Annotated in this window: 17 protein-coding genes; 13 read left to right on the plus strand and 4 right to left on the minus strand. The window is 46.4% G+C overall.

Annotated features, from left to right (window positions below; all coding sequences use genetic code 11):
• Positions 1-37 precede the first annotated feature (37 nt).
• Positions 38-1,159, plus strand: a complete 1,122-nt coding sequence (gene cax / locus IQ263_RS08955; RefSeq protein ID WP_194067117.1) for a calcium/proton exchanger — start codon at positions 38-40, stop codon at positions 1,157-1,159.
• Between the two features lie 725 nt (positions 1,160-1,884).
• The gene (locus tag IQ263_RS08960) at positions 1,885-3,945 is read left to right on the plus strand and encodes a protein kinase domain-containing protein (protein WP_194010449.1); all 2,061 of its coding nucleotides are present in this window, start codon (positions 1,885-1,887) and stop codon (positions 3,943-3,945) included.
• Positions 3,946-4,134: 189 nt separating this feature from the next.
• Here IQ263_RS08960 and IQ263_RS08965 read toward each other — a convergent pair whose 3' ends face one another.
• Positions 4,135-4,773 (minus strand): transaldolase family protein, encoded by a 639-nt coding sequence (locus IQ263_RS08965; RefSeq protein WP_194067118.1) that lies wholly within the window; start codon positions 4,771-4,773, stop codon positions 4,135-4,137.
• A 531-nt stretch (positions 4,774-5,304) separates the two neighbouring features.
• Between IQ263_RS08965 and IQ263_RS08970 the strand changes: the two genes are divergently transcribed.
• The gene (locus IQ263_RS08970; protein WP_194010447.1) at positions 5,305-5,529 is read left to right on the plus strand and encodes a hypothetical protein; all 225 of its coding nucleotides are present in this window, start codon (positions 5,305-5,307) and stop codon (positions 5,527-5,529) included.
• A 129-nt stretch (positions 5,530-5,658) separates the two neighbouring features.
• Here IQ263_RS08970 and IQ263_RS08975 read toward each other — a convergent pair whose 3' ends face one another.
• Both IQ263_RS08975 and IQ263_RS08980 read right to left on the minus strand, forming a co-directional pair.
• Complete coding sequence (locus tag IQ263_RS08975) at positions 5,659-6,318, minus strand: SanA/YdcF family protein (RefSeq protein ID WP_194010446.1); 660 nt, start codon at positions 6,316-6,318, stop codon at positions 5,659-5,661.
• 898 nt (positions 6,319-7,216) lie between these two features.
• Positions 7,217-7,900, minus strand: coding sequence for a DUF1345 domain-containing protein (locus tag IQ263_RS08980; protein ID WP_339384818.1), 684 nt, complete (start codon positions 7,898-7,900; stop codon positions 7,217-7,219).
• 194 nt (positions 7,901-8,094) lie between these two features.
• Here IQ263_RS08980 and IQ263_RS08985 point away from each other — a divergent pair, with 194 nt between their 5' ends.
• The 9 genes from IQ263_RS08985 (at position 8,095) to IQ263_RS09025 (ending at position 19,965) form a co-directional block, all read left to right on the plus strand.
• Entirely contained in the window at positions 8,095-8,349 is a 255-nt protein-coding gene (locus tag IQ263_RS08985; protein ID WP_194067119.1) for a hypothetical protein, read from the plus strand.
• Between the two features lie 180 nt (positions 8,350-8,529).
• A complete protein-coding gene (locus tag IQ263_RS08990; protein WP_194067120.1) occupies positions 8,530-9,501 on the plus strand; it encodes an Hpt domain-containing protein in 972 nt (323 codons plus the stop codon).
• 361 nt (positions 9,502-9,862) lie between these two features.
• On the plus strand, positions 9,863-10,327 hold the full coding sequence (locus tag IQ263_RS08995; protein WP_194067121.1) for a Fur family transcriptional regulator: 465 nt from the start codon (positions 9,863-9,865) through the stop codon (positions 10,325-10,327).
• A gap of 79 nt (positions 10,328-10,406) precedes the next feature.
• Entirely contained in the window at positions 10,407-10,568 is a 162-nt protein-coding gene (locus tag IQ263_RS09000) for a hypothetical protein (RefSeq protein ID WP_194067122.1), read from the plus strand.
• 412 nt (positions 10,569-10,980) lie between these two features.
• Positions 10,981-13,254: a hypothetical protein gene (locus IQ263_RS09005; RefSeq protein WP_339384819.1), complete on the plus strand. Its 2,274-nt coding sequence runs from the start codon at positions 10,981-10,983 to the stop codon at positions 13,252-13,254.
• A 40-nt stretch (positions 13,255-13,294) separates the two neighbouring features.
• The gene (locus IQ263_RS09010) at positions 13,295-15,253 is read left to right on the plus strand and encodes a DUF3685 domain-containing protein (protein WP_194067123.1); all 1,959 of its coding nucleotides are present in this window, start codon (positions 13,295-13,297) and stop codon (positions 15,251-15,253) included.
• Positions 15,254-15,541: 288 nt separating this feature from the next.
• Entirely contained in the window at positions 15,542-16,027 is a 486-nt protein-coding gene (locus tag IQ263_RS09015; RefSeq protein WP_194067124.1) for a CRR6 family NdhI maturation factor, read from the plus strand.
• Positions 16,028-16,854: 827 nt separating this feature from the next.
• A complete protein-coding gene (locus IQ263_RS09020; protein WP_194067125.1) occupies positions 16,855-18,387 on the plus strand; it encodes a phytoene desaturase family protein in 1,533 nt (510 codons plus the stop codon).
• Between the two features lie 363 nt (positions 18,388-18,750).
• Positions 18,751-19,965: an FAD-dependent oxidoreductase gene (locus IQ263_RS09025; protein WP_194067126.1), complete on the plus strand. Its 1,215-nt coding sequence runs from the start codon at positions 18,751-18,753 to the stop codon at positions 19,963-19,965.
• A 279-nt stretch (positions 19,966-20,244) separates the two neighbouring features.
• Here the strand turns inward: IQ263_RS09025 and IQ263_RS09030 are convergent, their stop codons facing one another.
• The gene (locus IQ263_RS09030) at positions 20,245-21,117 is read right to left on the minus strand and encodes a pentapeptide repeat-containing protein (protein ID WP_194067127.1); all 873 of its coding nucleotides are present in this window, start codon (positions 21,115-21,117) and stop codon (positions 20,245-20,247) included.
• A gap of 1,120 nt (positions 21,118-22,237) precedes the next feature.
• Here IQ263_RS09030 and IQ263_RS09035 point away from each other — a divergent pair.
• Positions 22,238-22,355, plus strand: a 118-nt coding sequence (locus IQ263_RS09035; RefSeq protein ID WP_194066405.1) for an IS630 transposase-related protein, incomplete at its 3' end; no start/stop codon positions are given.

A 22,355-nucleotide genomic window follows, 5' to 3' on the forward strand; every position in this document is an offset into this window, starting at 1 on the left:
GGCTATGATTGACAGTTGCGAGCTTTTAACAATCTAAATGCCAAACACAACTACAATAATTTCCAGCCTGCTGATATTTATCCCAGTTTCCATCGCCGGACACTTTCTCGGCTGGGAATCCTCCACAATCTTCATTACATCAGCCCTAGCCATCATCCCCCTAGCCGCCTGGATGGGCACGGCTACCGAAGAAATCGCCGTGGTGCTCGGCGCAAATTTGGGGGGTTTGCTCAACGCCACCTTCGGAAATGCCACAGAATTGATCATCGGCATCGTCGCCCTCAACGCCGGATTAATAGATGTTGTCAAAGCCAGCATCACCGGTTCAATTATGAGCAACCTGCTGCTAGTGATGGGACTTGCAATGCTGCTAGGTGGCTTGCGCTACAAAGAACAAGAATTTCAGCCCACAGTCGCTCGGTTGAACGCTTCAGCGATGAACTTAGCCGTGATTGCCATTTTGGTGCCGACGGCAGTTAATGCCACCTCTATTGGCATTCCAGAGGCAACTATGCAGAACCTCTCTAGCGCTGTGGCTGTAATCCTGATTGTCGTCTACGTGCTGACACTGCTGTTTTCGATGAAAACCCACACTTATCTCTACGATGCTGGCGTGGCAGAAGTAGAAATGCTCGAAGAATTAGCCGAAAGTAACTTAGCACCAGACAGTCCCGACCACAAGGTCAATCTGCCGCTGTGGATTGGTGTGCTGTTGGCCTGTACTGTCATGGTAGCGATCGAGTCAGAATTGCTCGTGAGTACCCTAGAAGAAGCTACCGCCACTTTGGGGCTGACATCACTGTTTACCGGGGTGATTTTAGTGCCGATTATTGGCAATGCAGCCGAACACACGACGGCGGTGACTGTGGCGATGAAAAATAAAATGGATTTGTCGGTTTCTGTGGCCGTGGGTTCGAGCTTGCAAATTGCTTTGTTTGTTGCGCCGGTGTTGGTTTTGGCAGGTTTTATCTTGGGCAAACCGATGGACTTGAACTTCAACCCGTTTGAACTTGTAGCGGTGGCGGTGTCGGTGCTGATCGCCAATTCTATCAGTTCTGACGGCAACTCTAACTGGCTCGAAGGTACTTTGCTCTTGGCAGCTTATGCGGTTTTGGCACTGGCTTTCTACTTCCATCCGGTAATCGAGGGACTTGTTTAACAGGCTTTCTCGTGCTGAAGGAAGATCCAAGATGCAAGAAGGAAGATGGTGGATTTTCCAACTCTCCTCCACTCTCCCACTCAAAAGCCTCTCGGTTTTCCAGTATTTTTTTGACTACTTACCAGCTTCCTCTTCGAGGGAGTATATAATCTCTCGAAGAGGACGCTGGCACTACAAATGCTTGGGCGCTCGATGTTCCCCGGACGCTCTGCTTGCAGGACTTCTTTTTTTTGAAAGTGGTCGTGGCGATCGTACAATTGAAATATAGCTGCCGTAAGTTCTAGAAAAAGATTGGATTCGCACTCGCGATCGAGACTTTAACTTTAGTCCGTCTGCTTGGCTCGATCGACCCTTCTGGACTTCAATCAGCAAGTGCTGATGAGTGTTGTACTAGGTGTGCTACGATCGTCACAATCTGAAGATTGAGTATAAGTAGACCACGTAAAAATTTAACTAGGTTGTTGAGCGTGCAGTCACACCTAACAGTGTTGCCCTCTGGGAAAGCTGGCACTCGCAAAAAAACCGAACTAGATAAAAACGACTAATCGAATACGGTAGGGCATACCGGAATTGACGCTTGAGGAGAAAACACCTCTACCGAAGGCTGGAGCAATCCAGTTGCCAGTAAGTGAGTTCGCCCAAGCAAGAATCTCAGTCACAACACAGTGCTGAGAATGCCCGAGTAAAACTTGATAGAGCAACCTCAATCAGGGTTATGTGGCTTCGTGAGTTATTGCCTCAATCCCAAATGCCCGAATCCCTCCGATCCAGCCAACTCTGGTAAACCCGCGTGCATTCACTGCGGGTCTGAACTTTTGTTGCAAGGTCGATATCGCCTAGTCGCGCCTCTCGGAAGCGGCGGCTTTGGCAGAACCTTTGAAGTAGACGACAACGGCACCCGAAAAGTGATCAAAGTCCTGCTCAAAGAACATCCCAAAGCTGTAGAACTGTTTAAGCAAGAAGCCGACGTATTGGTCAGGCTGAGACATCCAGGAATTCCAAAAGTCGATCGCGACGGTTATTTTACATTTTCGCCAGCTCACAGCACAGAGTCTTTTCACTGTCTGGTGATGGAGAAAATTGCTGGTGCAAATTTGCAAGACTGGTTGAAACATCGGGGCCGCCCGATCAGCGAACAACAAGCTCTCAACTGGCTCAAACAACTGTCGGAAATTTTAGACCAAGTTCACCGACTCAACTATTTTCATCGAGATATCAAGCCGCACAACATTATGTGCAAGCCCAACGGGCAGTTAGTGCTGATTGATTTCGGGACTGCTAGGGAAGTGTCGGCGACTTATTTCGCTAAGGTGGGCCAGGGACAAAATGTCACTGGTATTGTTTCCCCTGGCTACACACCGCCGGAACAAACTAATGGCAAAGCTGTTCCGCAGTCCGATTTTTTTGCTCTGGGTCGCACTTTTGTTTATTTGCTGACAGGGAAGCCGCCGACTGCGTTTCCCGAAAACCCGCGCACGGGCCGATTAATGTGGCGTAAGGGAGCTCCTCAAGTTTCTGACCCCTTGGCTAATGTGATCGACTACCTGATGGCACCTTTTCCGGGAAATCGACCTCAAAGTCCGCAAATGGTTTTGCAGTGCTTGGAGGAAATTAATCTAGACGCGGCAGAAACTCAGTTGCCAACTCAGTTACCGACGACGGGGCAAACTAAAATTCGCGCAAGTTCCGCCGGAGCTGGGGCGACGAAGCAGAGTTTGATGAAGCGCCTCAGACCTCTGAATTCGGGCTTGAACAAGGCCGATAAAAATGTTTTTGATTGGAAAAAGAAGTTCCTCTCAGGCGCTGCTGTATTGATGCTGGGTATTGGTGCGTCTCAAATTTACGGTTCGATGCGTTACGGGTTGTTTCCGGCAAACCCGGTGTGGCTGCTTTCTAGTTTGCCTAGCAGTAGGTTTTTGGAAAGAAGTTTAGATAATGTCGGGAGTGTAAATGCGATCGCCCTGTCGCCCGATGGTAAAACTTTAGTCAGCGCCAGCTTTGGGACAATTAGGATGTGGAACGTGAAGACGGGACTACTCGTGCGGACTCTGAATGGGGTGCATTCTAAAAAATCGGTCAAGTCGCTGGCGGTGAGCCCGGATGGCTCGATTTTTGCCAGCGGTGGCGACGACAAGAATCTGATTTTGTGGGATTTGAAGACTGGGCGGCGGATTCGGACAATTGCCGCTCACCAAGCCGCCGTCAACGCCATCGCTTTTAGCAGTGACAGTAAAACTCTGGCTACCGGCAGCGATGACAAAACTGTGCGTTTGTGGAATACCAAAACCGGCAGCAGGTTGCGGACTTTGGCCGGCCACGCTGGAGGAGTAAATGCGATCGCTTTGAGCCGAGACGGTAAAACACTCGCTAGCGGCAGCGAGGACAAAACTGTGCGTTTGTGGAATCTCGACACCGGAGAAGTCAGAAGAATTATCACCGGTCACGGGGGCGCGGTTAATGCTGTAGATTTTAGCCCCAACGGGCAACTTGTGGCTAGTGCGAGCAACGACAATACAATCCGTTTGTCAAACGTGCGAGACGGAAAGCGTACCCGCACTTTTAAAGGGCATTCGAGTTGGGTGAGGACGATCGCCTTTAGCCCGGACAGTCGCACTTTGATTAGCGCGGGCGGAGAGATTATAGTTTGGGATTTGAAGACGGGAAAAGAAAGAGCCACTCTTTCGGGTCACAGTCAGTTTGTGAATTCTATTGCTATTACCAAAGATAGCAAGACTGTGGTAAGTGGCAGTCCCGATTGCACTATTAAGATTTGGCGAATGCCATAGTCAAACCACTGTAAACTTGAGATTCTAGATGAACAAATTGAATCATTGCTAATGACTAATTTTGTATGATATAGCTCTTGCTGGCAGTACCAACAATTGCATCAACCCGCACCCGCCCGTACTTACTAATAGCCAATTCCCAATTACCAATTTCCAAAAAATCAACAGGTTGTACAAATGGATTTGCTATTATCCCAAAATTCCCCGCCCGTTTTTGGCAAATTCATCAACAGTTTGCTGGGATAATTCGTGAACTGCCATTGCTTCCAACACGTCAAAAGGCAATGTCAAATGATGCGCGCCGGCTAATAAAGTCTTGACTGCTTCTTCCGGCGATTTAATGCTAGCTGCTAAAATCTCTGTATTTGTTCTCTCTAAAACATTTGCCATATCCCGCACTAAGCCAAAACCGTCTCCTAGGAATCTGGTGGCGCGATTCACATAGGCGATCGCATATTTGGCCCCCGCTTCTGCCGCCACAACGGCCTGGGCGGCACTGTAAATAGCTGTCACCGCACAAGGAATTTCCCCCGACAAATAAGCTACTGCTTGGAAGCCCGCCGCTGTTGCTGGAATTTTCAAAACTGTTTGCCGCCCGATCGACTCAAAAGCACCCTTTCCTTCTGCTACCATGCCATCAAAATCAGATGCCGTTAGCTGATAGTACACTTCTCCAGAAGTCAGTTGTGCCAGTTGTTTTAGTGTCTCATCAGCAGATAGCTCGCTTTTTGCCAAAAGTGTCGGATTAGTAGTAATTCCCGCTATCCATCCGAACTCGATCGCCCGTGCGGCAGTTGCTATAATTGCAGTATCAACATAAATTGCCATCGGCTCTACACCTTTAGTTTCTTAATAATTTCCAGACGCTTGGTTTCAGCTTGAGATAAATTTGAGCAAAATTCATTAGACAAGCTTTAACAATATCAGAATCTCGGAAATCTTACTCTTAAGTAAATATAACAATTCAGTGATGTGCATCACAAGCAGTAGCGTGGGAGCCGAGAATGCGTAAGATCGTGTCTGCAGTCACGACTACAATTAAATTGGTTTTGTAGTGACCAGATGAGTCCCCAGAAAATTCACAAAACTAAAATCCTCACTACCAAGGCGCGGCAGGTTATTTCCCCGGACATAATACAAGCTGGGAATTTAACAATATTTACATCAAAAAACCAGGTTTTTGAGGGAAAGTGCATAAGTTTTGATCAAGATAACTTATAAATGAGCTCAAAGCTTAGAAGTTTGTTGGTAATTGTGATTGTTGGGTACAGAAAAATTTAATTGCCAAATCCCGGATACACATAAGTTACATTTGTAGTAGGGGTTATGTATGCGATCGCTCCAGGAGGTGACTCAGAAATGACCGAACAAGAAAATCAGCAGCGACAAGTCAGCCTTGAGACATTTTCGGAACAAGTCCCGTTAGAAGAACCAGCAGTCGCTGAAGAATCCTCGATAAATCTGAATTCGGAAACTCTGTCTCAATTGGTTGAAAATAACGCCGAAGACCGTATGAAGGCTCTGGGCCGTTTGATGATGGTGAGCCTAACTTGGTCGCTGGCAGGACTTTCCAAACCCAAGTAAGCTGTGAGTTGGATTGAGAATTTTGCTTCAATCAAAACTTACGGCTTCTTTTTAAGCAAATTAGTTCGATCGTTCGGACTAAATTCCTCTATCTAAGGACTTAACTCTTCAGCCCATCGCCCATATTTTTTATTTTATTCCTTCAAACGGCCCCAAAAAAGTCGGTTTGGGACGGGAAACGCGCACTTCCCAAAGCGCTTTGAGGACTGCCAAAAATTCGCGAAAACTGTAACGGATCATGCTAGATTGGCGAAATTTCCCCCAATCGGGGGTTCCTAAGCCGATCGCCTGTACGCCCAACTGGCGACAGGTATAAACAGCGCGGGCTATGTGAAAGTTTTGAGTCACTAAAACAGCCTGGGTGATACCAAAAATCTCTTTCGCCCGATAGCAGCTTTCGTAGGTGCTCAAACCAGCATAATCGAGAGTGATATTATTTAGCGGTACGCCCTGTGCTTGGGCGTACTCCTGCATTGCTTTGACTTCGTTGTAATCTGGGCTGCTGTTGTCTCCTGTCATCAAAATTTGGCGCACTCGCCCAGTTTTGTACAAATCGACCGCCGCTTGCACTCGATCGGCTAACATTGGAGTCGGAGTGCCATCTTCCCAAATTCCAGCACCAAAAACAATGGCGATAGGTTCTGCTGGAACCTTAGCTATATCGCTGTGACGGTAGTTGCTGGTAACAAGTCTGACGTAGTAGTTGAGCGCTAGGGATGTGAGCGCACAGGCTAGTATTAACAGCGGTAAGGCTAAGCGCAGTTGCAATAGAAACGATTTAAGTACCATAAATTTAAGCTTATTTGAGGGAACTTTTTCGGGAGCATCTCCGGGTTGACAAAAAGCATTTTTTTTTACAGTGCGATCGTCTCCGCTCGCAATTATTATTATACAACTCGCTCTTCGGGGACAGCAATCAAGCAAAAAATAATCTATCCAATGCAGGAGATGCGGCCTTAAACTAACTGTCTCATCGCTTTATGGTTGAAAAACAATATTGACGAGATTGCTAAGTTATGCGGCAAATACAGCGTTAACAATCGCAGCCAAATAATCGGGCGTTGCTGAGTTAGAGTATGAACGGCTAAATATACAAATCCCACAACTAACTACTGTTTACAAAAAATCTGAATTTTTCTACGGTTACTTTTGAACTCGTGTTCGGTCGATTGACAGATTTAAATCAGGTTCGTAGTGCGGAGTAAATTCCGCACTACGAACGAATAATTTTTGTTGGTAAGGAATAAAAAGTTAATAACTTAAGCGATTACTCGTTACTTTCGCTCTGCCTTCTTTGATGTGGCAACCTACAGGAGAGATGACTGTAGGAGGTGCTTGAATTATTAAGTTTTCGATCCTAATTGACCGGATGCTATCTCATATTCCGATCGAGCAACTCGATATTTTTCCTATTCATACTTTAACTCAGCAACGCCAATAATCGATATATTCAAAGCGATTCAAATTGTGCCAAATGCTAGTTGCTATCATTTTGGTTATTATTCATATTGCGTCAGACCAATCTGGGTAATTTGGCTGAATTTATTTTCTACTAATATCGTTTCCGGTTCTATAGAAATTATATTGTTCAGTCTACCAGAGTGGTAAGGATGATAGCTAATAATTTCTATACTACCGAATTTGAAATAATACCAATCTTCCTGCTTGCCAATTATACTGATTCCTATCAATTCAATCCAGCAATAATATTGACGCTCATAGCCAAAATAGCAGTATTAAAAAAGAAGGATAAAACGCTGTGAAAAAGCACGAGATACCTCATGGAACGAGAAGTTGTCTGCACGTCTGCAACCTGACAAGTCATCCCAATCCCAAAGGAGAAATATAAAAAATCTTTGTAGTCTGGTTCCTCGTCGCCGGGAAAATCCAAACCCTTCGCCTGCGAATGGCTGCCGTGCTGCTTGCTGCTGTTTCCGTAGTAGCTTCGGGCATAGTGCATGGTGAAAATAGTGTGCACCTGCATCCAAGAACCAACAATTGTCAGCACAGAAAGCCCCAAGTGCAAAAATAGCAAATGGGGGGGCAAGCCTTTGGTATCGCGCAGCAGGAAGACGATCGCCAACAAGCTAGCACAAGCGGCTGCGACGATCGTACTTAAGATAGTCAAGCGACCTGCATCCAACTGCTGAGCGTGGTGGCGCATCAGTTGTGGATTGCTTTGCAGCATCAGCATCCAAGTCAAAATTAGGAAACTGACAGCGCCCGCGTTCCAAATGCAAAGCATCCGAGTCAGCAGGAAATAGTCAGGCGGCAGGAAAACAGTAACTGCTATAGCGAACAGAACAGACACCAAAACGCGATGCCGGACGCTCCAAAGCCAGTGCATTTTAGATAAGCGAAGGTTTTTCACTACGATTCAATATGAAGTTAGGCACAATCTAGATTAAAAAATGCCAATTACTGCTATCTTGCCAGGAACTCCCCAAAAAAAGGTAAGAATTGATAACGCGCAGCACAGAAAGGATGTTTCATGCCTTTTGATAGATCGATCGATCTCAACATTTTGGGTACAGTGGGACAAAATATAAATTGTGGTTTGACACTATGGCATCCTCCCAACCCCTCACAGGCCTTGAATTGATCGACTGCGCCAAAGCAAACGCCCAACAAGGAATCGTCACAGCCGCGCAGCTTTGCGGCTACGAAGCCGACGTCAACACCTTCCAGCGGGAATTGAAACAGGCTTGCCAAAACATCGGCGTTGAAGTTAAGGAATTGAGCGATTTAATTACGGATCAGCAGATGATGAAACAAGGCAGGGGCATTGAAATCGCTCCCGATACTCCTTCAGAACTATAGGTTTAATTTCCACCGCACCAGTTTTAGAGGTTCAGACTGGCCCGACAGTATTTTGAGCCTGCTAGGTTAGTCAGGCTAGAATATTTTGCATGGAAGCTTCTGACTTTTGGCAGGAGTCCTGTTTCCTCCCGCGAAGATGGTGCTTTCTGGAGGGGGGCTGAGATTGTTAGGAGAACTGTCGTGTCAGATCAGCAAGATCGAATTATGCGTTTGTTTATCGAGGAGGCTAAGGAGCACCTCGATACTCTAGAAAATGGTTTAGTGGATTTGAAGTCCACGATGAAAGACCCCGAAAGCGTTCAAGAGATGTTCCGAGCTGCCCATTCCGTCAAAGGAGGGGCGGCGATGCTCAGTTTGGATAGTATCAAAACAACCGCTCACCGCTTGGAAGATTGTTTTAAGGTACTCAAGGACGGGCCCGTCAAGCAGGTTGACCAAACGGCAGAATCCCTATTTTTAAAGGGAGTTGATACGCTTAAAGATTTGCTGGCGCGACTGGAAGGGCCTTTTGGCTTGAGGAATGAAGAGGGAGAAAAACTCGTTCAACAGGTGATGCCAGTTTTTGCTCAACTGGAAACTCATCTCAAAAACTTGGCTGCGGGTAAAGTTCCGGCTGCTGCTGCGGTGGCTCGCGGGGCCGGGGCCGCTCAAACAGCGGGCGGTGTGCCGGCGAATTTTGCTGCGGAAGTGATGGTTTTACTTAAAGAAATGTTGCAGGGGTTCAAACAGAAAGAATCGGCTGCTAGTCGCGAGCAGTTGGCGGCTGTGTGCGTTCGCCTGTATAAGTTGGGAGGTAAAATTGAGACTTGGCAAAATTTAGTGAAAATAGCTAGAGGGGCGATCGTTAATCCCAAAAACTCTTATAAAGTCTTAGCTCCGCTGATTATCAAAGAACTCAAGGAGGCTGGGGATTTGGTGCAAGGGGGGAAAGTTAAGACGATCGCTCCAAGTAAAAATTTGCTACTTTTGGCATCAAGCCCAAAAACTGTAGAAGCAAGCGCCCCAGCAACCGCAGCACCACCGGCATCGAAGGAAGTAGCTCTTCCCGCCGACCCGAAGGCGGTAGTAAAGCTTTTGCTCAAAACTTTCAACAAAAAGCAACTTTCGGAAATCGCCAAGTTACTGGTTCATGCTATCAAATCCTCGAAATAGGAGTTGTTGCAGTAGAAAATAAGGTCAAAGCAATATTTTTGAGACGGAAATTTTCTGCTGCGTGCTCACAGCAGGCTCCTAGACTTGAGTTGCACAAGTATTCGATCGATCTGTTCACCGCAGATTTCTAGCGTACAAACACTGATGGACGCAGATAATTCAATAATTGAAAGCGATTGAGTGCAACTCTGGTCTAGTGCGGCAACGGTTAGTCGATAGGGGCATTGAAGATTTACGGATTTTTGATTTTTGCCTTCTATCTTCTACTGTTGGGCAACCCTGCGTTAGAATTTAGATATAAGATCGGCGTGCAGTATTGTACCAGAATTAAACATCGAGCAGGCTCTAGAAGGCGGTAGCTGTGAAACCAATTCGTTCATTAGAAGATGCTTTAAACCGCTGTCAGGCGGCGGGAATGCGCTTGAGCCGCCAGCGTCGATTTATTCTAGAGCTTTTGTGGGATGCAAAAGAACACCTATCGGCTCGAGAAATTTACGATCGCCTGAACCGACAAGCGCATTCGATCGGTCATACTTCTGTTTATCAAAATCTGGAAGCTCTTTCGAGAGAAGGGATTATTGAGTGCATAGAACGCTCGGAGGGACGCTTGTACGGGAATGTCAGCGACTCTCACTCCCATGTCAACTGTCTGGATACGGCTCAGATTCTCGACGTTCATGTGGAATTGCCGATCGAGTTGATCGAACAAATTCAACAGCAAACTGGTGTCAAAATTGTAGACTACCGGATAGATTTCTACGGATACCGCTCGGCAGGGGCAGAGGCGGAAGCATCGAGTGTTAGCGAAACACCAAAGGCTTTTTAACCAGAAATCCCTAGGCTGCCTGCTGTTAAAGCAATATTGGAAATAAACCTGTCGGCAGTATAAAATGATTTCAGTATGATTGCTCTGCGCCCGACGGCGATCGATCGCCGTCGGGCGCAGAGCAATTCTGTACGTTCAACAGTTGACTGCTGAGCTGGGACAGTTACTTGGGGCGATCGCCAGGAGATTGTCTCTGAGGGAAATTAATTTTTCCTTGGACGCTACAAGGGAGAGGCTTTAAACCCATTTTTTTGGGTAAAGAAAAGCAAAACTTTAGTTGAACTCCCCAATTCAACAGCAGAGTCAAATCTAAAATCTAAAACTTGTAGGCTCGCGACTTGCCCGCTCGCGTCTTGCCCGCTCGCGTAGCCGAAGGGAGCCGAAGCAAGCCGAAGTATCTAAAATCTACTGACGGGGCTTAATACAGTTTTTTCTGCTAAACTGCCAGCGAGAGCTGTGAATAACAGTTTGATAACTGGTATGATCTACGTGCTTACAGAGCCTAAAATACTCCAAAGCCAGCAGTGGGGCGGGACACAAACCTCACTATAAAATGCCATAAAGGGAAAGATTGCCAGTACCTTGAAGGAAGTTCTCGATCTCCTTAACAGGAGTCAGAATCCCACATCACAATCTATGGATTTGATGTGGGAGTGTCACGCATAGAGCGCATTACAGGACAAGCTGAAGTAATGGCGAGACGACAATCTGACCAATTCCACAGAGCACCGCAGTACAACCCATCCCCCAAGCCGACAGCACCATTGAGTGCAGAGGCGATAGGCGATGCGAGTACCTCAGCAAGGGTGCTGCCGATCAACGAGGGCAAAAGAACTTTTTGGCAGTGGCAGCTCATCTGGCTGAGTCTCCTAGTGGGATTTGGAGTCACCGGTGCGGCCGCATTCCTGTGGTTGCTGACTATGCCTCCACCACCAAATTGCCAACAACTGTCACCGCTGGCGGCGGATGGAGAGCGACTTTACTGCGCTCAACAAGCGGCTAAGTCGGGAAAACTAGAACAGCTAGAATCGGCAATTGCACTGGTGCAGGCTTGGCCCAAAGAACACCCGCTATACTCGCAGGGGCAACATTTGATCGGAGAATGGTCAAAAGCCATGCTGCGTTTTGCCAGGGCAAAAATTGAGCAGGGGGATTTGAAGGGGGCTCTGGACATTGTGGCGAAAATTCCCAAAACCAGTCCGTCTTACCCAGATGTAGAGGATGCTGTTGCTGCTTGGGAAAAAAATTGGCAGGAGGGTCAAAAACTCTACGATACAGCCTTAACAGCTTTGAAAAGCGAGGATTTAAAGAAGGCTTGGGATTATGCTCAAGCTTTGTTCAAGCTGGAAAATATTTTCTGGAGTCAAAAGCGCTACAACGAGCTGATCCAGCAGATTTCTTTGGAAAGAAACGGCTGGCAGCGCTTGCAAGAGGCGAGAGATTTGGCGCAGGATGGGACTCCGCAAAAGTTCGCTGAGGCGATCGTCCTAGCTCGTAAAATAGACTCGCAGCTTTTTGCGCGCGCGAAAGCAGAGAAGGAAATTGAGGGTTGGAGCCGGACTTTGCTGGCAATGGCTACTAAGCGGTTGGAGGCGAAAGACTTGCCGGGGACGATCGAGGCGGCTTCTGTGGTGCCGCAAAATACGCCACTGTTTGCGGAAGCTCAAGATTTGATGCAGTTGGGTAGGGCTCAGGCGGTGACGTGGAATCAGTCGATTTCCACACCGCTACCACAACATATTTTTAGTTTGCTCGAAGGGCAGGGCGCTGCTAGCCAAATTGCTCCGGGCCGCCCTCTGTACAAGCAGGCTCAAGTTCAAATTGAAAATTTACAGGTGCAGTTTCAAGATTTGGTGCAGCTGCAAATGGCGAGCACGATCGCTGGTTTGGGTCAAATCGGGGCATTTCAGATAGCGATCGCTGAAGCGCAAACCATCGGCCCTTCTCAGCCGCGGCGGATTCACGCTCAAACTTTGGTGGCTACTTGGCGCCGGGAAATTCAGCGGATCGAAGACAAATCTTTTGTGACTCTGGCGAAGCAGTTGGCAGAGTCGGGAACGGTTGAAGGACTCAAGGGCGGCATGGCTCAGGTACGTTTGGTGGCTCTCAACCGCCCCCGGAGAATAGAGGCGCAAACTCTCTTGGCTCAGTGGACGAAACGCATTGAAGTGATTGAAGATCAGCCTTTTTTGGATGAATCTATCGCCCTGGCGAAGGAAGGAAAACTAAGCGCGGCTATTGATAAAGCTTCGGAAATTAAGAGCGGTAGGACTCTGTACGCCAAAGCTCAGGATAATATCTATCAGTGGGTGAGCGAACTGCAAATTGCTAGAGACAGACCGATTCTGGATCGAGCTGCTGAATTGGCGTCTCAAGGTAGTCTGTCGGCGGCGATCGATATGGCTTCGCAAATCGGTTACGGTAGAGCACTACATTCAGAGGCTGCAAGGGCGATCGGGCGCTGGAGTGCCGAACTCAGAGCCAACACTGCACCACCGCCTGAACCCGCTCGCGAGTACGCGCCAGCACCGCGACAGGAGGAGTACGCGCCAGCACCGCGACAGGAAGAGTACGCGCCAGCTCCGCGACAGGAGGAGTACGCGCCAGCTCCGCGACAGGAGGAGTACGCGCCACCTCCTGAACCTGAACCTTACTATCCGCCCAACCGACAAGAGGCCCCGGCTCCGGCTCCTGAACCTTACTATCCGCCGGCGAGGGAGCCTGAACCTTACTATCCTCCGGCGAGGGAGCCTGAACCTTACTATCCTCCGGCGAGGGAGCCTGAACCTTACTATCCGCCCAACCGACAAGAGGCTCCGGCTCCGGCTCCGGCTCCAGCTCCAGAGCCAGCTCCGGCTCCAGCTCCGGCTCCGCCGTCGATTCCTGAATCGGCTGGGCCTCCTGATGCTAATTTGCTCCCCGAGTAATTGGGTTTTCTGGCGATCGACCTCTAACATCTAAAATCGAGTGAGTAATTTGCAACTGCTGTCGATCGATAACGACCCCATTTTCCGGCTGGGGCTGCGAGTCGCCTGCGAACAATCTCCAGACTTGGAGGTTGTCGCAGAGGTTTCGACTGTCTCGGAGGCCCTGCAGGTTTTAGAAGCTCGCTCCCTCGACTCTGGAGCGGCCGAGAAGCCCCCAGATTTGGCAATTTTGGGTGTTGAGACCTTAAATTTGCGATCGGGTCAAGATTCGGCGCTGGCAGCTTGTGGCGAACTCAAAAGTTTGTACCCCAACCTGCCGCTCTTGCTGCTAGGCGAACCGCTGACACCGGAGTTGTTGGCGGTCATACAAGCTGCGGGCGCGAATGGCTATTGTCCTAAAGGTAGAGATATTTCTGTGACAATGGAAGCTATTCGCGCGGTGGGTTCGGGCAGCACTTATTGGCCGGCGGATGCGACAGCTAACTCGACAATACAGCTAAATTCAGCCGTAGTTGCAGCAATAGAAAACTCAGCAGCAATTGCTGCTGAGGAAAATCTTGATGATCCGATAGTCGATCGCCCTTTACGCCAAAACATCCTGACTGATGCTTTTGTGTCTGGATTGCGGGAAATAGACTCAGCTTTGGCGCTTGTCAAAGCTGATTTAGAAGAGGTGAAAGCGGCAGGTACGACGGATTTGCCCTCTATTTTAGACCGGGTTATAGTCAGCGGACGCCGCCGAGAATTGTTGGCTGCTCGCTGGATTGTCAGTCAGTTATTATTTGAAGCAAGAGGGGAATCGGGTTCCGCTCAAGGTAAAAAGAGGCAAGAGGGCGATCGGGCTTCGCTCAAGGTACAAAGAAGAGAGAAGGCAGAAGCAAAAGCAGAGAATTTGTTGAATAATTCTCAGTTGCAAGTCGCGAAATCTCAAGTGGCGGCGGAATCTTTGGTGGTGGCAAATGATTGGCAAGGGAGTTTGTTTGATTCGGCGGCTGCTAAATTGCAGTTTGATTTGGTGAATTTGACTGGCGTGCCTTTGGAAATCGATATTTTGCGATCGGCTCAAAAGCGCGAATTGATGAGTTCCATCCTGCGGAAGTTAGAGGATTTGCTAGAGGAATTGCGCTTTTCGCAAGTGCAGCCAACTCAATTGTCGGAAAAAATGCCTGCTATTTTGCGGGATTTGTGGGAAGCAACAATCATAGATTTTTTTGGCAGATATTACACGCTACAAACAGAAGAAAATCTGCTTTTAGACAACAGTCCAACAAACTTGAAACTGTCAGAAAATCCAGCGATAACCGCTGCTAATTTATTAAACGGCAGTAGCGTAGAAATGGTGCCGGTGCTGTTGGCAGAAGAAACAGCCGTGGCGGCAGAAATTCTTGACAAAATACCGATGACTGTTGATTTTTTTGCCCATTTATTATTTGAAATTCCGCTAACAGTTGGCAATCTTTCTTGTGTTGCTGGCAGCCCGCAAGCAATGCAGCGAGCGGAAGCTTTGTTAGAAAATTTGGCAATTCAAATTGCTAGCGGAGTAGTGCAGCCCCTACTGAATAATTTTGCAAATATTGAGGAAATTAAGCAAAATTTTTATGATGGAAAGTTGATTTCGACACGAGAAATTGAGCGGTTTCGGAATAATTTATCCTGGAGATATCGCTGGGACAACTATTTTGTGGAACCAAAAGCTATTTTTGAAAGCAGATTTTGGCTGTTTGTTTTGGGCGATGCGGGAATCAAGAGAATTTCTATTTATGCTCCGAGAAATCGGGAGTTAGCACAGCTTTCTGGGTTGCAGTTGGTGTTGACTTTGGTGCTGGAAGCTAGGGATGCGATCGCGCCTAGGGTTCGCGCGGTGATTTCGCTGTTGGGTGCTGCTGTTGTTTACGTTTTGACGCAGGTAATAGGGCGGGGAATTGGTTTGATCGGGCGGGGAATTATTCAGGGAATTGGTAATTCTTTGCAGGATGGCAAGTTTGGGAAAAATGGGTAATTAGTTAGTTGGCAGTTGGCAGTTGGCAGTAGTCAGTAGTCATTAGTCATTAGTCATTAGTCATTAGTCAGTTGGTAGGGGCGGTGGATGGTGCGTGCCCGCCCTCTTAGTAGTCAGTAGTCAGTAGTCAGCAGTCAGCAGTCATTAGTCAACAGTCAGCTAAAATATTTATAGCTGGTGGTATGATAACTAAACGGTATACAGTTGACTATCAAGCAATTGGTTACTGGACTCCCGGATTTATCTGTGGGATTAATCTAAAACTTAATGTTATAAGGTTGACTTTTTATGAGTATTATGATAGCGATCGATGCCGATCGCATAAACAGTTTAGATTTGTCTCCGGTGCGGAGTGCGATCGAACAGTGGCTGGCCTCCGGGGCGATCGCCGAAAACGAACAACAGGTACAATTTGAAATTGAGTATCCGCGCGAAGAATTAGATCCGCGAGAAATATCCGAAATTCCAGAAGTGCGGCTGTGGTTTATCCGCTTGGATGCTTGTTATCCTTGGCTGCCCTTTTTGCTAGATTGGAAAGGTGGAGAATTGGCCCGCTACGCGGCGATGTTGGTGCCGCACCAGTTCCACCGCACCCAAGGCATTCAGTACAATCCTGAAGCTTTAGAAATGTTTTTGATGAGCAAAATTTTTGTGTTGACTGATTGGTTGAACCAGCAGGGAATTCCCAGCAAATCGAAGTTGATGGCGATGTCCCAGATGTTTGGTTATGATTTGGAGGATGCTTTTTTTGATGTGATCGTGCCGCACAAATAGGCGATCGGACATCTCATTAATATCATCCTAATTAGGTAGATAAATCTATACCTTAAGACTTACGCACAAAGGTATAAACCCGGTTTTTTCCCTGGTGGGGCGACCTGGAAAGCTCGCCCTACAAGCTATAACTTAGATTTAAAAAGCTTAATTAATCTTAACAGTAACCGCAAAACGGCTTTAATACAATGCTTTAACCAGCGCCATTAGCAATTTTGTTGCTTGACTTCACGTTTTCCTCAGAATTGAGAGTTAGCTTAGATAGATAAGTAGGTGAGAATGTTCTTACGAATGAAACCCATGTGGTCGATCGCATCTTCCTGATGACGTTGTACGGAAAGCTCAGAGGCGACAGCACTAATAACTGATGACTAATGACTGTTGACTGTGAACTGTTGACTGTTAACTGTGAACTGTTGACTGTTAACTGTTGACTAATGACTAATGACTGATGACTAATGACTACTGACTAATGACTGATGACTAATGACTACTGACTAATGACTAATGACTAATGACTAATGACTGATGACTAATGACTACTGACTACTGACTAATGACTAATGACTACTGACTACTGACTAATGACTAATGACTACTGACTACTGACTAATGACTAATGACTGATGACTAATGACTAATGACTACTGACTAATGACTTATGACTAATGACTACTGACTACTGACTAATGACTAATGACTAATGACTAATGACTAATGACTAATGACTAATGACTAATGACTAATGACTAATGACTAATGACTAATGACTAATGACTAATGACTAATGACTTCTTCCATCTTCATATCGATCGAGGAAATATCCCATGAAAACAGATTACCTCATCGTCGGCAGTGGTTTATCAGCACTGGTTTTCGGAGCTTTGATGGCAAACTCCGGCAAAACCGTACACATCCTTGAAGCTCACGAACACCCCGGAGGCTTTGGCCACACCTTTACAATGGCCAAAAAATACACCTTTAATGCCCAATTCCACTACGTTTGGGACTGCGGCGAAGGACATACAGTGAATCGAGTCCTCAAAAAACTCAATCTCGATCGCGATGTCACCTTTGAACGGTACGATCCGAATGGCTTCGACCACATGAGAATGCCGGGGTACGCACTAGATATTCCCTCGGAATCAGAAGAACTGATCCGCAGATTGTCGGCCCTGTTTCCCGAAGCAAGCGAGAGAATTCGCAAATTCGTCAACGAAGTCGAAAAAACCGGCGAAGGACTCAGAAAACTCGCTCCTCCCGTCAAACCAATTGAATTAATCAAAAATTTCAGCGAGGTATTCTGCGCTGTCCAGCACCTCAACAGCACGCTTCAAGACGTGTTCGACAAATTCCAACTCCCGCAAGCAGCCCAAACCCTATTAGCCCTGCAATGGCCGGACTTTTTGCTACCTCCGAACCAGCTTTCTTTCTATGCTTGGATTGCTTTGTTTCGAGGCTATCAAGAAGGTGCATTTTACCCGACGCAACATTTTGAAGATGTCATCAATTCTTTAGTTAAAGTCATTGAATCCAACGGCGGGAAGGTTTCTCTAAACCACGAAGTCACAAATTTTAGGGTGAAAGATAGAAGCGTAACGGGAGTTGAAGCGATGGATTTAACCACGCATCAAACCCATGAATTCACCGGCGACACGGTGATTTGCAACCTCGATCCCAAACGAGCGGCCAAGATGATTGGGGAGGAACTGTTCTCGAAAACAGTGCGGCGGAAACTCGACTACGAGTATTCTGCATCTAATTACATGGTCTACTGTGTTGTCAAAGATATCGACCTGCGAGACTATGGATTTGGTAAGTGGAATACATTTCATTCCGAACATTTGAATCTGAATGAAGCTTTTGCTCAAATGTACGATAAAAATGATTTTTCTAGTCCTAGTTTTGCAATTACCACACCCACTTTACTCACAGAAGCACGGGGGGATTGTCCTGAAGATTGTCAAATTGTGGAATTCCTGACTGTTGCTAATTACAGCTATTTTAAACAACTTTGGGATACCGATCGCAAAGCTTACAGACAGAAAAAACAAGAGATTCTGGACTCGATTTTAGACGTAGTTGAAAAACACTATGTTCCAGATTTTCGCAAACACATGGTATTTCACATTACCGGAAGTCCTACAACTAACGAGCGCTTCTGTTGGTGTCCTAACGGCAATTCCTACGGTTCTAGGCTGACCCCGAAAAACATGGGAGTCGATCGGCTAAATCACGAAACATCCCTCAACAATTTCTATTTCTGCAACGCCTCATCGGGCTATCCAGGCTTTGCGCCGACATTTTGGACGGGGGCGCTGCTTTATCAACGTTTATCCGGCGATGCGATTTTAGGCTAAGGAAAATTGGCAATTGGTTATTTTCCTGTTTCTCTCGTTTTTTTGGCAGAGCCAAGGAATGAATTTCACTCTTGCTCTGCCTCCTCTTAAAAATGACGAGGCACAGCAAGAGTGAAATACGTTCCTAGGTTCTACCTGGAAACGAAAATTTCTTCCATCTTCCATCTTCCTGATGACATTGTACGGAAAGCTCGGAGGTGACAGCACTAATAACTAATAACTGATGACTAATGACTAATGACTAATGACTAATGACTAATGACTAATGACTAATGACTAATGACTAATGACTAATGACTAATGACTGATGACTGATGACTGATGACTAATGACTTCTTCCTTCTATCAATCTAGGAGCGAACTATGAAAATTGCAATTGTTGGGGGCGGAGCTAGCGGTATGGCCACAGCCTACTGGCTCGATAAACAGAAGCATCATGTTACAGTGTTTGAAAAGCAACCGATTTTAGGCGGACACATACGCACGCTCAATAAAAATGTTTTGCCAAATCAATCTGAATGCAATGAAATATTAGAAAATGGGGTGCTGGAATTTCCCACAGTGTTTTACAATTTTGTGGCTTTAATGCAGGAGTTAGGCGTTGAATTAGAACCAGTGCAGATTGGTTCGGCGCTATTTTTAAAAGATGGCAGTCACTTTTTGTCTGCGGTTTCAATCAAAAAGAATTTCACGGGAATTCAACGTCTGATCGAATATTTGCGGCTGGATGCTCTTTATGCTCGTTCGGCTGGATTTATTTTAAAAATGCGGTTTGCCAAACAGCACGATTTCTACGATATCGCGCTTTCTCAGATTTTGAAAAGTTCGTGCATCCGCAACGATTGGCTGAAGTTGTTGACGATGTACAGCTACTCAATACCGTTTGAATTGCTCGACGATTTCCCGGCAGAGTTGGCGATTCCCATGCTGCGGGAATATGCGTTGGTTAACTGGGTAAGGATTAAAGGGGGAGTGTATTCTTACATTGAAAAGATTCTGGAGCGCTTTCAGGGCGATATACTGCTAAATGTGGAGATTGCCAAGATTTTTAGAAGTGCTGATGCTGTAAAAATTGTGCTTTCTGATGGGGAGATTCAGGAGTTTGATAAGGTGGTTTTTGCGATGCCGCCAGACCAAGTAATGAGGCTGTTGGCTGACCCGACGGAGGCGGAAACGAAGCGGTTTGCGGCCTGGAAACCCAATTATGCCACGACGGTGCTGCATTCGGATACTTCGATGTACGATCGCTACGGCATCCGCAAGTTATCAGAATTTGATTTTTTCGAGACGGACAAAGGATGGGGCTACAATGCGAGCTTGAATCAGCTTTGTGGCATTTCGTCACCGCGAGAGTACAGTTTAGCATTTCGACTGGAACAGTCGATCGACCAAAACCAGATTATTCACATTCAAAAACATCATACACCCATGTATAGTGTCGAGTCTTTTCGATACCGAGACGAAGTTATCGAGACTAACGGCGAGAACCACACTTATCATGCGGGAGCTTATTTGGGGGATGGTTTGCACGAAGGAGCGATTACCTCTGCCTTGCGAGTCGCAAAATTAATCGGGTGAGTTGAATAGACTTGAGTTGCACTCTGCATCGCAGACAAAATTGAATTATCTGCATCCATCAGTGTTTATCCGCTGGAAATCTGCGGTTAAGTAAGTCGGTGGGGAAAAACACAACTGTGTTAAGAAAGATAAATGAGGCTAAAACCCCAATCCCTCCTGCATTCTGTCTCCTGACTCCTGCCTCATCCCAACTACAAATATTTACGCCTTTCTACTTAACATATCGAATATTTAGGTAAAACAAGTCGAATCAATGCCATAGTAACTTTTCCCGAATGCTTACGCTGCGACACAACCAGTCGCAGTTAAGCAGACATCAAGGCTCACAGATGCGGCCATTGTCGAGCCGGCTAACAAAGTACCCTCAAAGTTAGCTCCCAAGAATGTTGCGCCGCTCAAGTCTGCCTCGCTCAAGTCTGCATAACACAGCCTAGCCCAATCGAGATTTGCCTGCACCAAAGAAACTCCCACCAAGTTCGCTCTGGTTAAATCTGCTCCCTTCAACTGAACGCCGCGCAACTGAGCCCCGCTGAGATTTGCTGCTAACAAATTGGAGCCTTCCAAGTTGACCCCGTTGAGTTTGGCTTCGCTGAGATTGACACCATTGAGGTCTGTCCTGCTGAGATCGATGCCGTTCATGTAAGCTTTCCTGAGATAGATGCCTGTGAGTTGAGCGCCAAAAAGCTTTGCACCGCTGAGTTTTACCTCTGGACAGTGCGCCCAGTTGAGATTTGCTCCCGTGAGGTTTGCTCCCCGCAGGTTGACGAATTGCAAGTCTGCCGTACACAGATTGGCGTTCCAGAGAATGGCGCTCCGCAGGTTGCTACCTATGAGTTGAGCTCCGGTCAACTTGGCCCTGGGGAGTTTTGCTTTGACGAGGAAAGCTCCGCTGAGATTGGCTTTCGTAATATCTGCGTCGGCTAGTCTGGCTTGACCCATTTTGGCAAAACTCAGATTTGCCCTGCAAAGGTTTGCGCCGTTGAGTGCTGCTTTGGTCAGATGCGCCCGACTCAGGTTAGCTCCCGCAAGGTTAGCCCTCGAAAGATTTATTCCGTCCAAGATAGCTCCGCTGAGATTGGCTCCGCTCAGCTCGGCATCTGCAAAGTCTCTTTTGCCATTTTCGTAGTCTTTGAGTAGCTCAGTGACTTCCATAGCGGTTAGATTCCTAATAGCGAAAATTTCTCTAAAAATTCTTAACTCTTAATAAATATTTTATATCTAATCGAGCGGAGGCGATCGCACTTTCGATCAAGCTACAAACTAACTTGATATTTCTCAAGATACTCGGTTTTTTTTGCAACGCTGCGGACAGTTTTGGACAGTCAACCCTAGAAGAGGGGTTTGAGGGGAGGGGTACGAAGGCAGCGCTGGCCGAGGCACGTTATAGGCTGTCCGGTAAATAAAGGGTTTGAGGCTGCGACATCAAAACTGTTCGGTTAAAAGTAATTTCCGACATTTTACCGATGATATCTGTAGATGCTCTTTGTGCAAAATCGGGTCGGTCATCTACCAAAAATTATCAAAAATCAACCGCAAGCAATCTTGTGTCTGCTAAAAATATGCAATGAAATAAGAAATACTTTTGTAGTTGGGACTAAATTTCTCTGAAAATGCTGTGGACTAAAGTCATCACTACAAACCTATTTTATTCAGGGTAATTTAGCGGATACACTCTCAAATCAGTTTGAGGCAACCGGTTTTAAGGGCAGTTAGACAGATGTTTCAATCTATGTTATGCTGAGTCAAAACAGAGGAATCATTATGTCAAAAGAAAGAAAAAGCAACAAAGAAGTCAAAAAGCCCAAGAAACAGCCTGACGCTGCGGCTAAGCCGAAGGATGACAAAAAAAAGTCATGGTAGCAGTGACGGCAGCAAGTAGAGATAGCAGCCGATTTCGGGATGGCTATTAATGCTGTGCAATGGTCATTACTACAATTTCCAACATCGAAATATCCCTTTTTGGGATCATCCGAAAATCTGTTTCTTATGTCATGTGGCTCGAAGAAACTTAATAATCAGATTCGTATGTAGTGAGGAATTTAGTCTTCTGCTTATCAGGATTAAAGTCCTCACTACAAACCTTGTTTATTATTGGTAATTGAGCGAACGCGATATTTTATTTAGGGTATGTGCAGTTCAGTTTTTAGGTATGAATATCAAATGTTTCCTTGCCGCATTTAACACATTCTATTAATTTATAGTCATTTCAAATAAGTATGAGACTATTTAAAAATGAGGTAAAATGAATAAAAATAGTGAAGCTGCTAGGAAAATGTCTTACAGTATTGATTTGAGAAAAAGAGTAGTGGATTATGTAGAAAATGGCGGTCGTATCGCTCAAGCTGCCGGACTTTTTAAGGTAGGAAGGGCAACGATATATCGGTGGCTGG

It is taken from the genome of Tychonema sp. LEGE 06208 (genome assembly GCF_015207505.1).
GTDB lineage: Bacteria > Cyanobacteriota > Cyanobacteriia > Cyanobacteriales > Microcoleaceae > Microcoleus.

Excerpts from the sequence above, each read along its gene's own strand:
- cax (WP_194067117.1), top strand. The coding sequence starts at position 38 with ATGCCAAACACAACTACAATAATTTCCAGCCTGCTGATATTTATCCCA.
- IQ263_RS08965 (WP_194067118.1), bottom strand. The coding sequence starts at position 4,773 with ATGGCAATTTATGTTGATACTGCAATTATAGCAACTGCCGCACGGGCG.
- IQ263_RS08970 (WP_194010447.1), top strand. The coding sequence starts at position 5,305 with ATGACCGAACAAGAAAATCAGCAGCGACAAGTCAGCCTTGAGACATTT.
- IQ263_RS08975 (WP_194010446.1), bottom strand. The coding sequence starts at position 6,318 with ATGGTACTTAAATCGTTTCTATTGCAACTGCGCTTAGCCTTACCGCTG.
- IQ263_RS08985 (WP_194067119.1), top strand. The coding sequence starts at position 8,095 with ATGGCATCCTCCCAACCCCTCACAGGCCTTGAATTGATCGACTGCGCC.
- IQ263_RS09015 (WP_194067124.1), top strand. The coding sequence starts at position 15,542 with ATGAGTATTATGATAGCGATCGATGCCGATCGCATAAACAGTTTAGAT.
- IQ263_RS09020 (WP_194067125.1), top strand. The coding sequence starts at position 16,855 with ATGAAAACAGATTACCTCATCGTCGGCAGTGGTTTATCAGCACTGGTT.
- IQ263_RS09025 (WP_194067126.1), top strand. The coding sequence starts at position 18,751 with ATGAAAATTGCAATTGTTGGGGGCGGAGCTAGCGGTATGGCCACAGCC.
- IQ263_RS09030 (WP_194067127.1), bottom strand. The coding sequence starts at position 21,117 with ATGGAAGTCACTGAGCTACTCAAAGACTACGAAAATGGCAAAAGAGAC.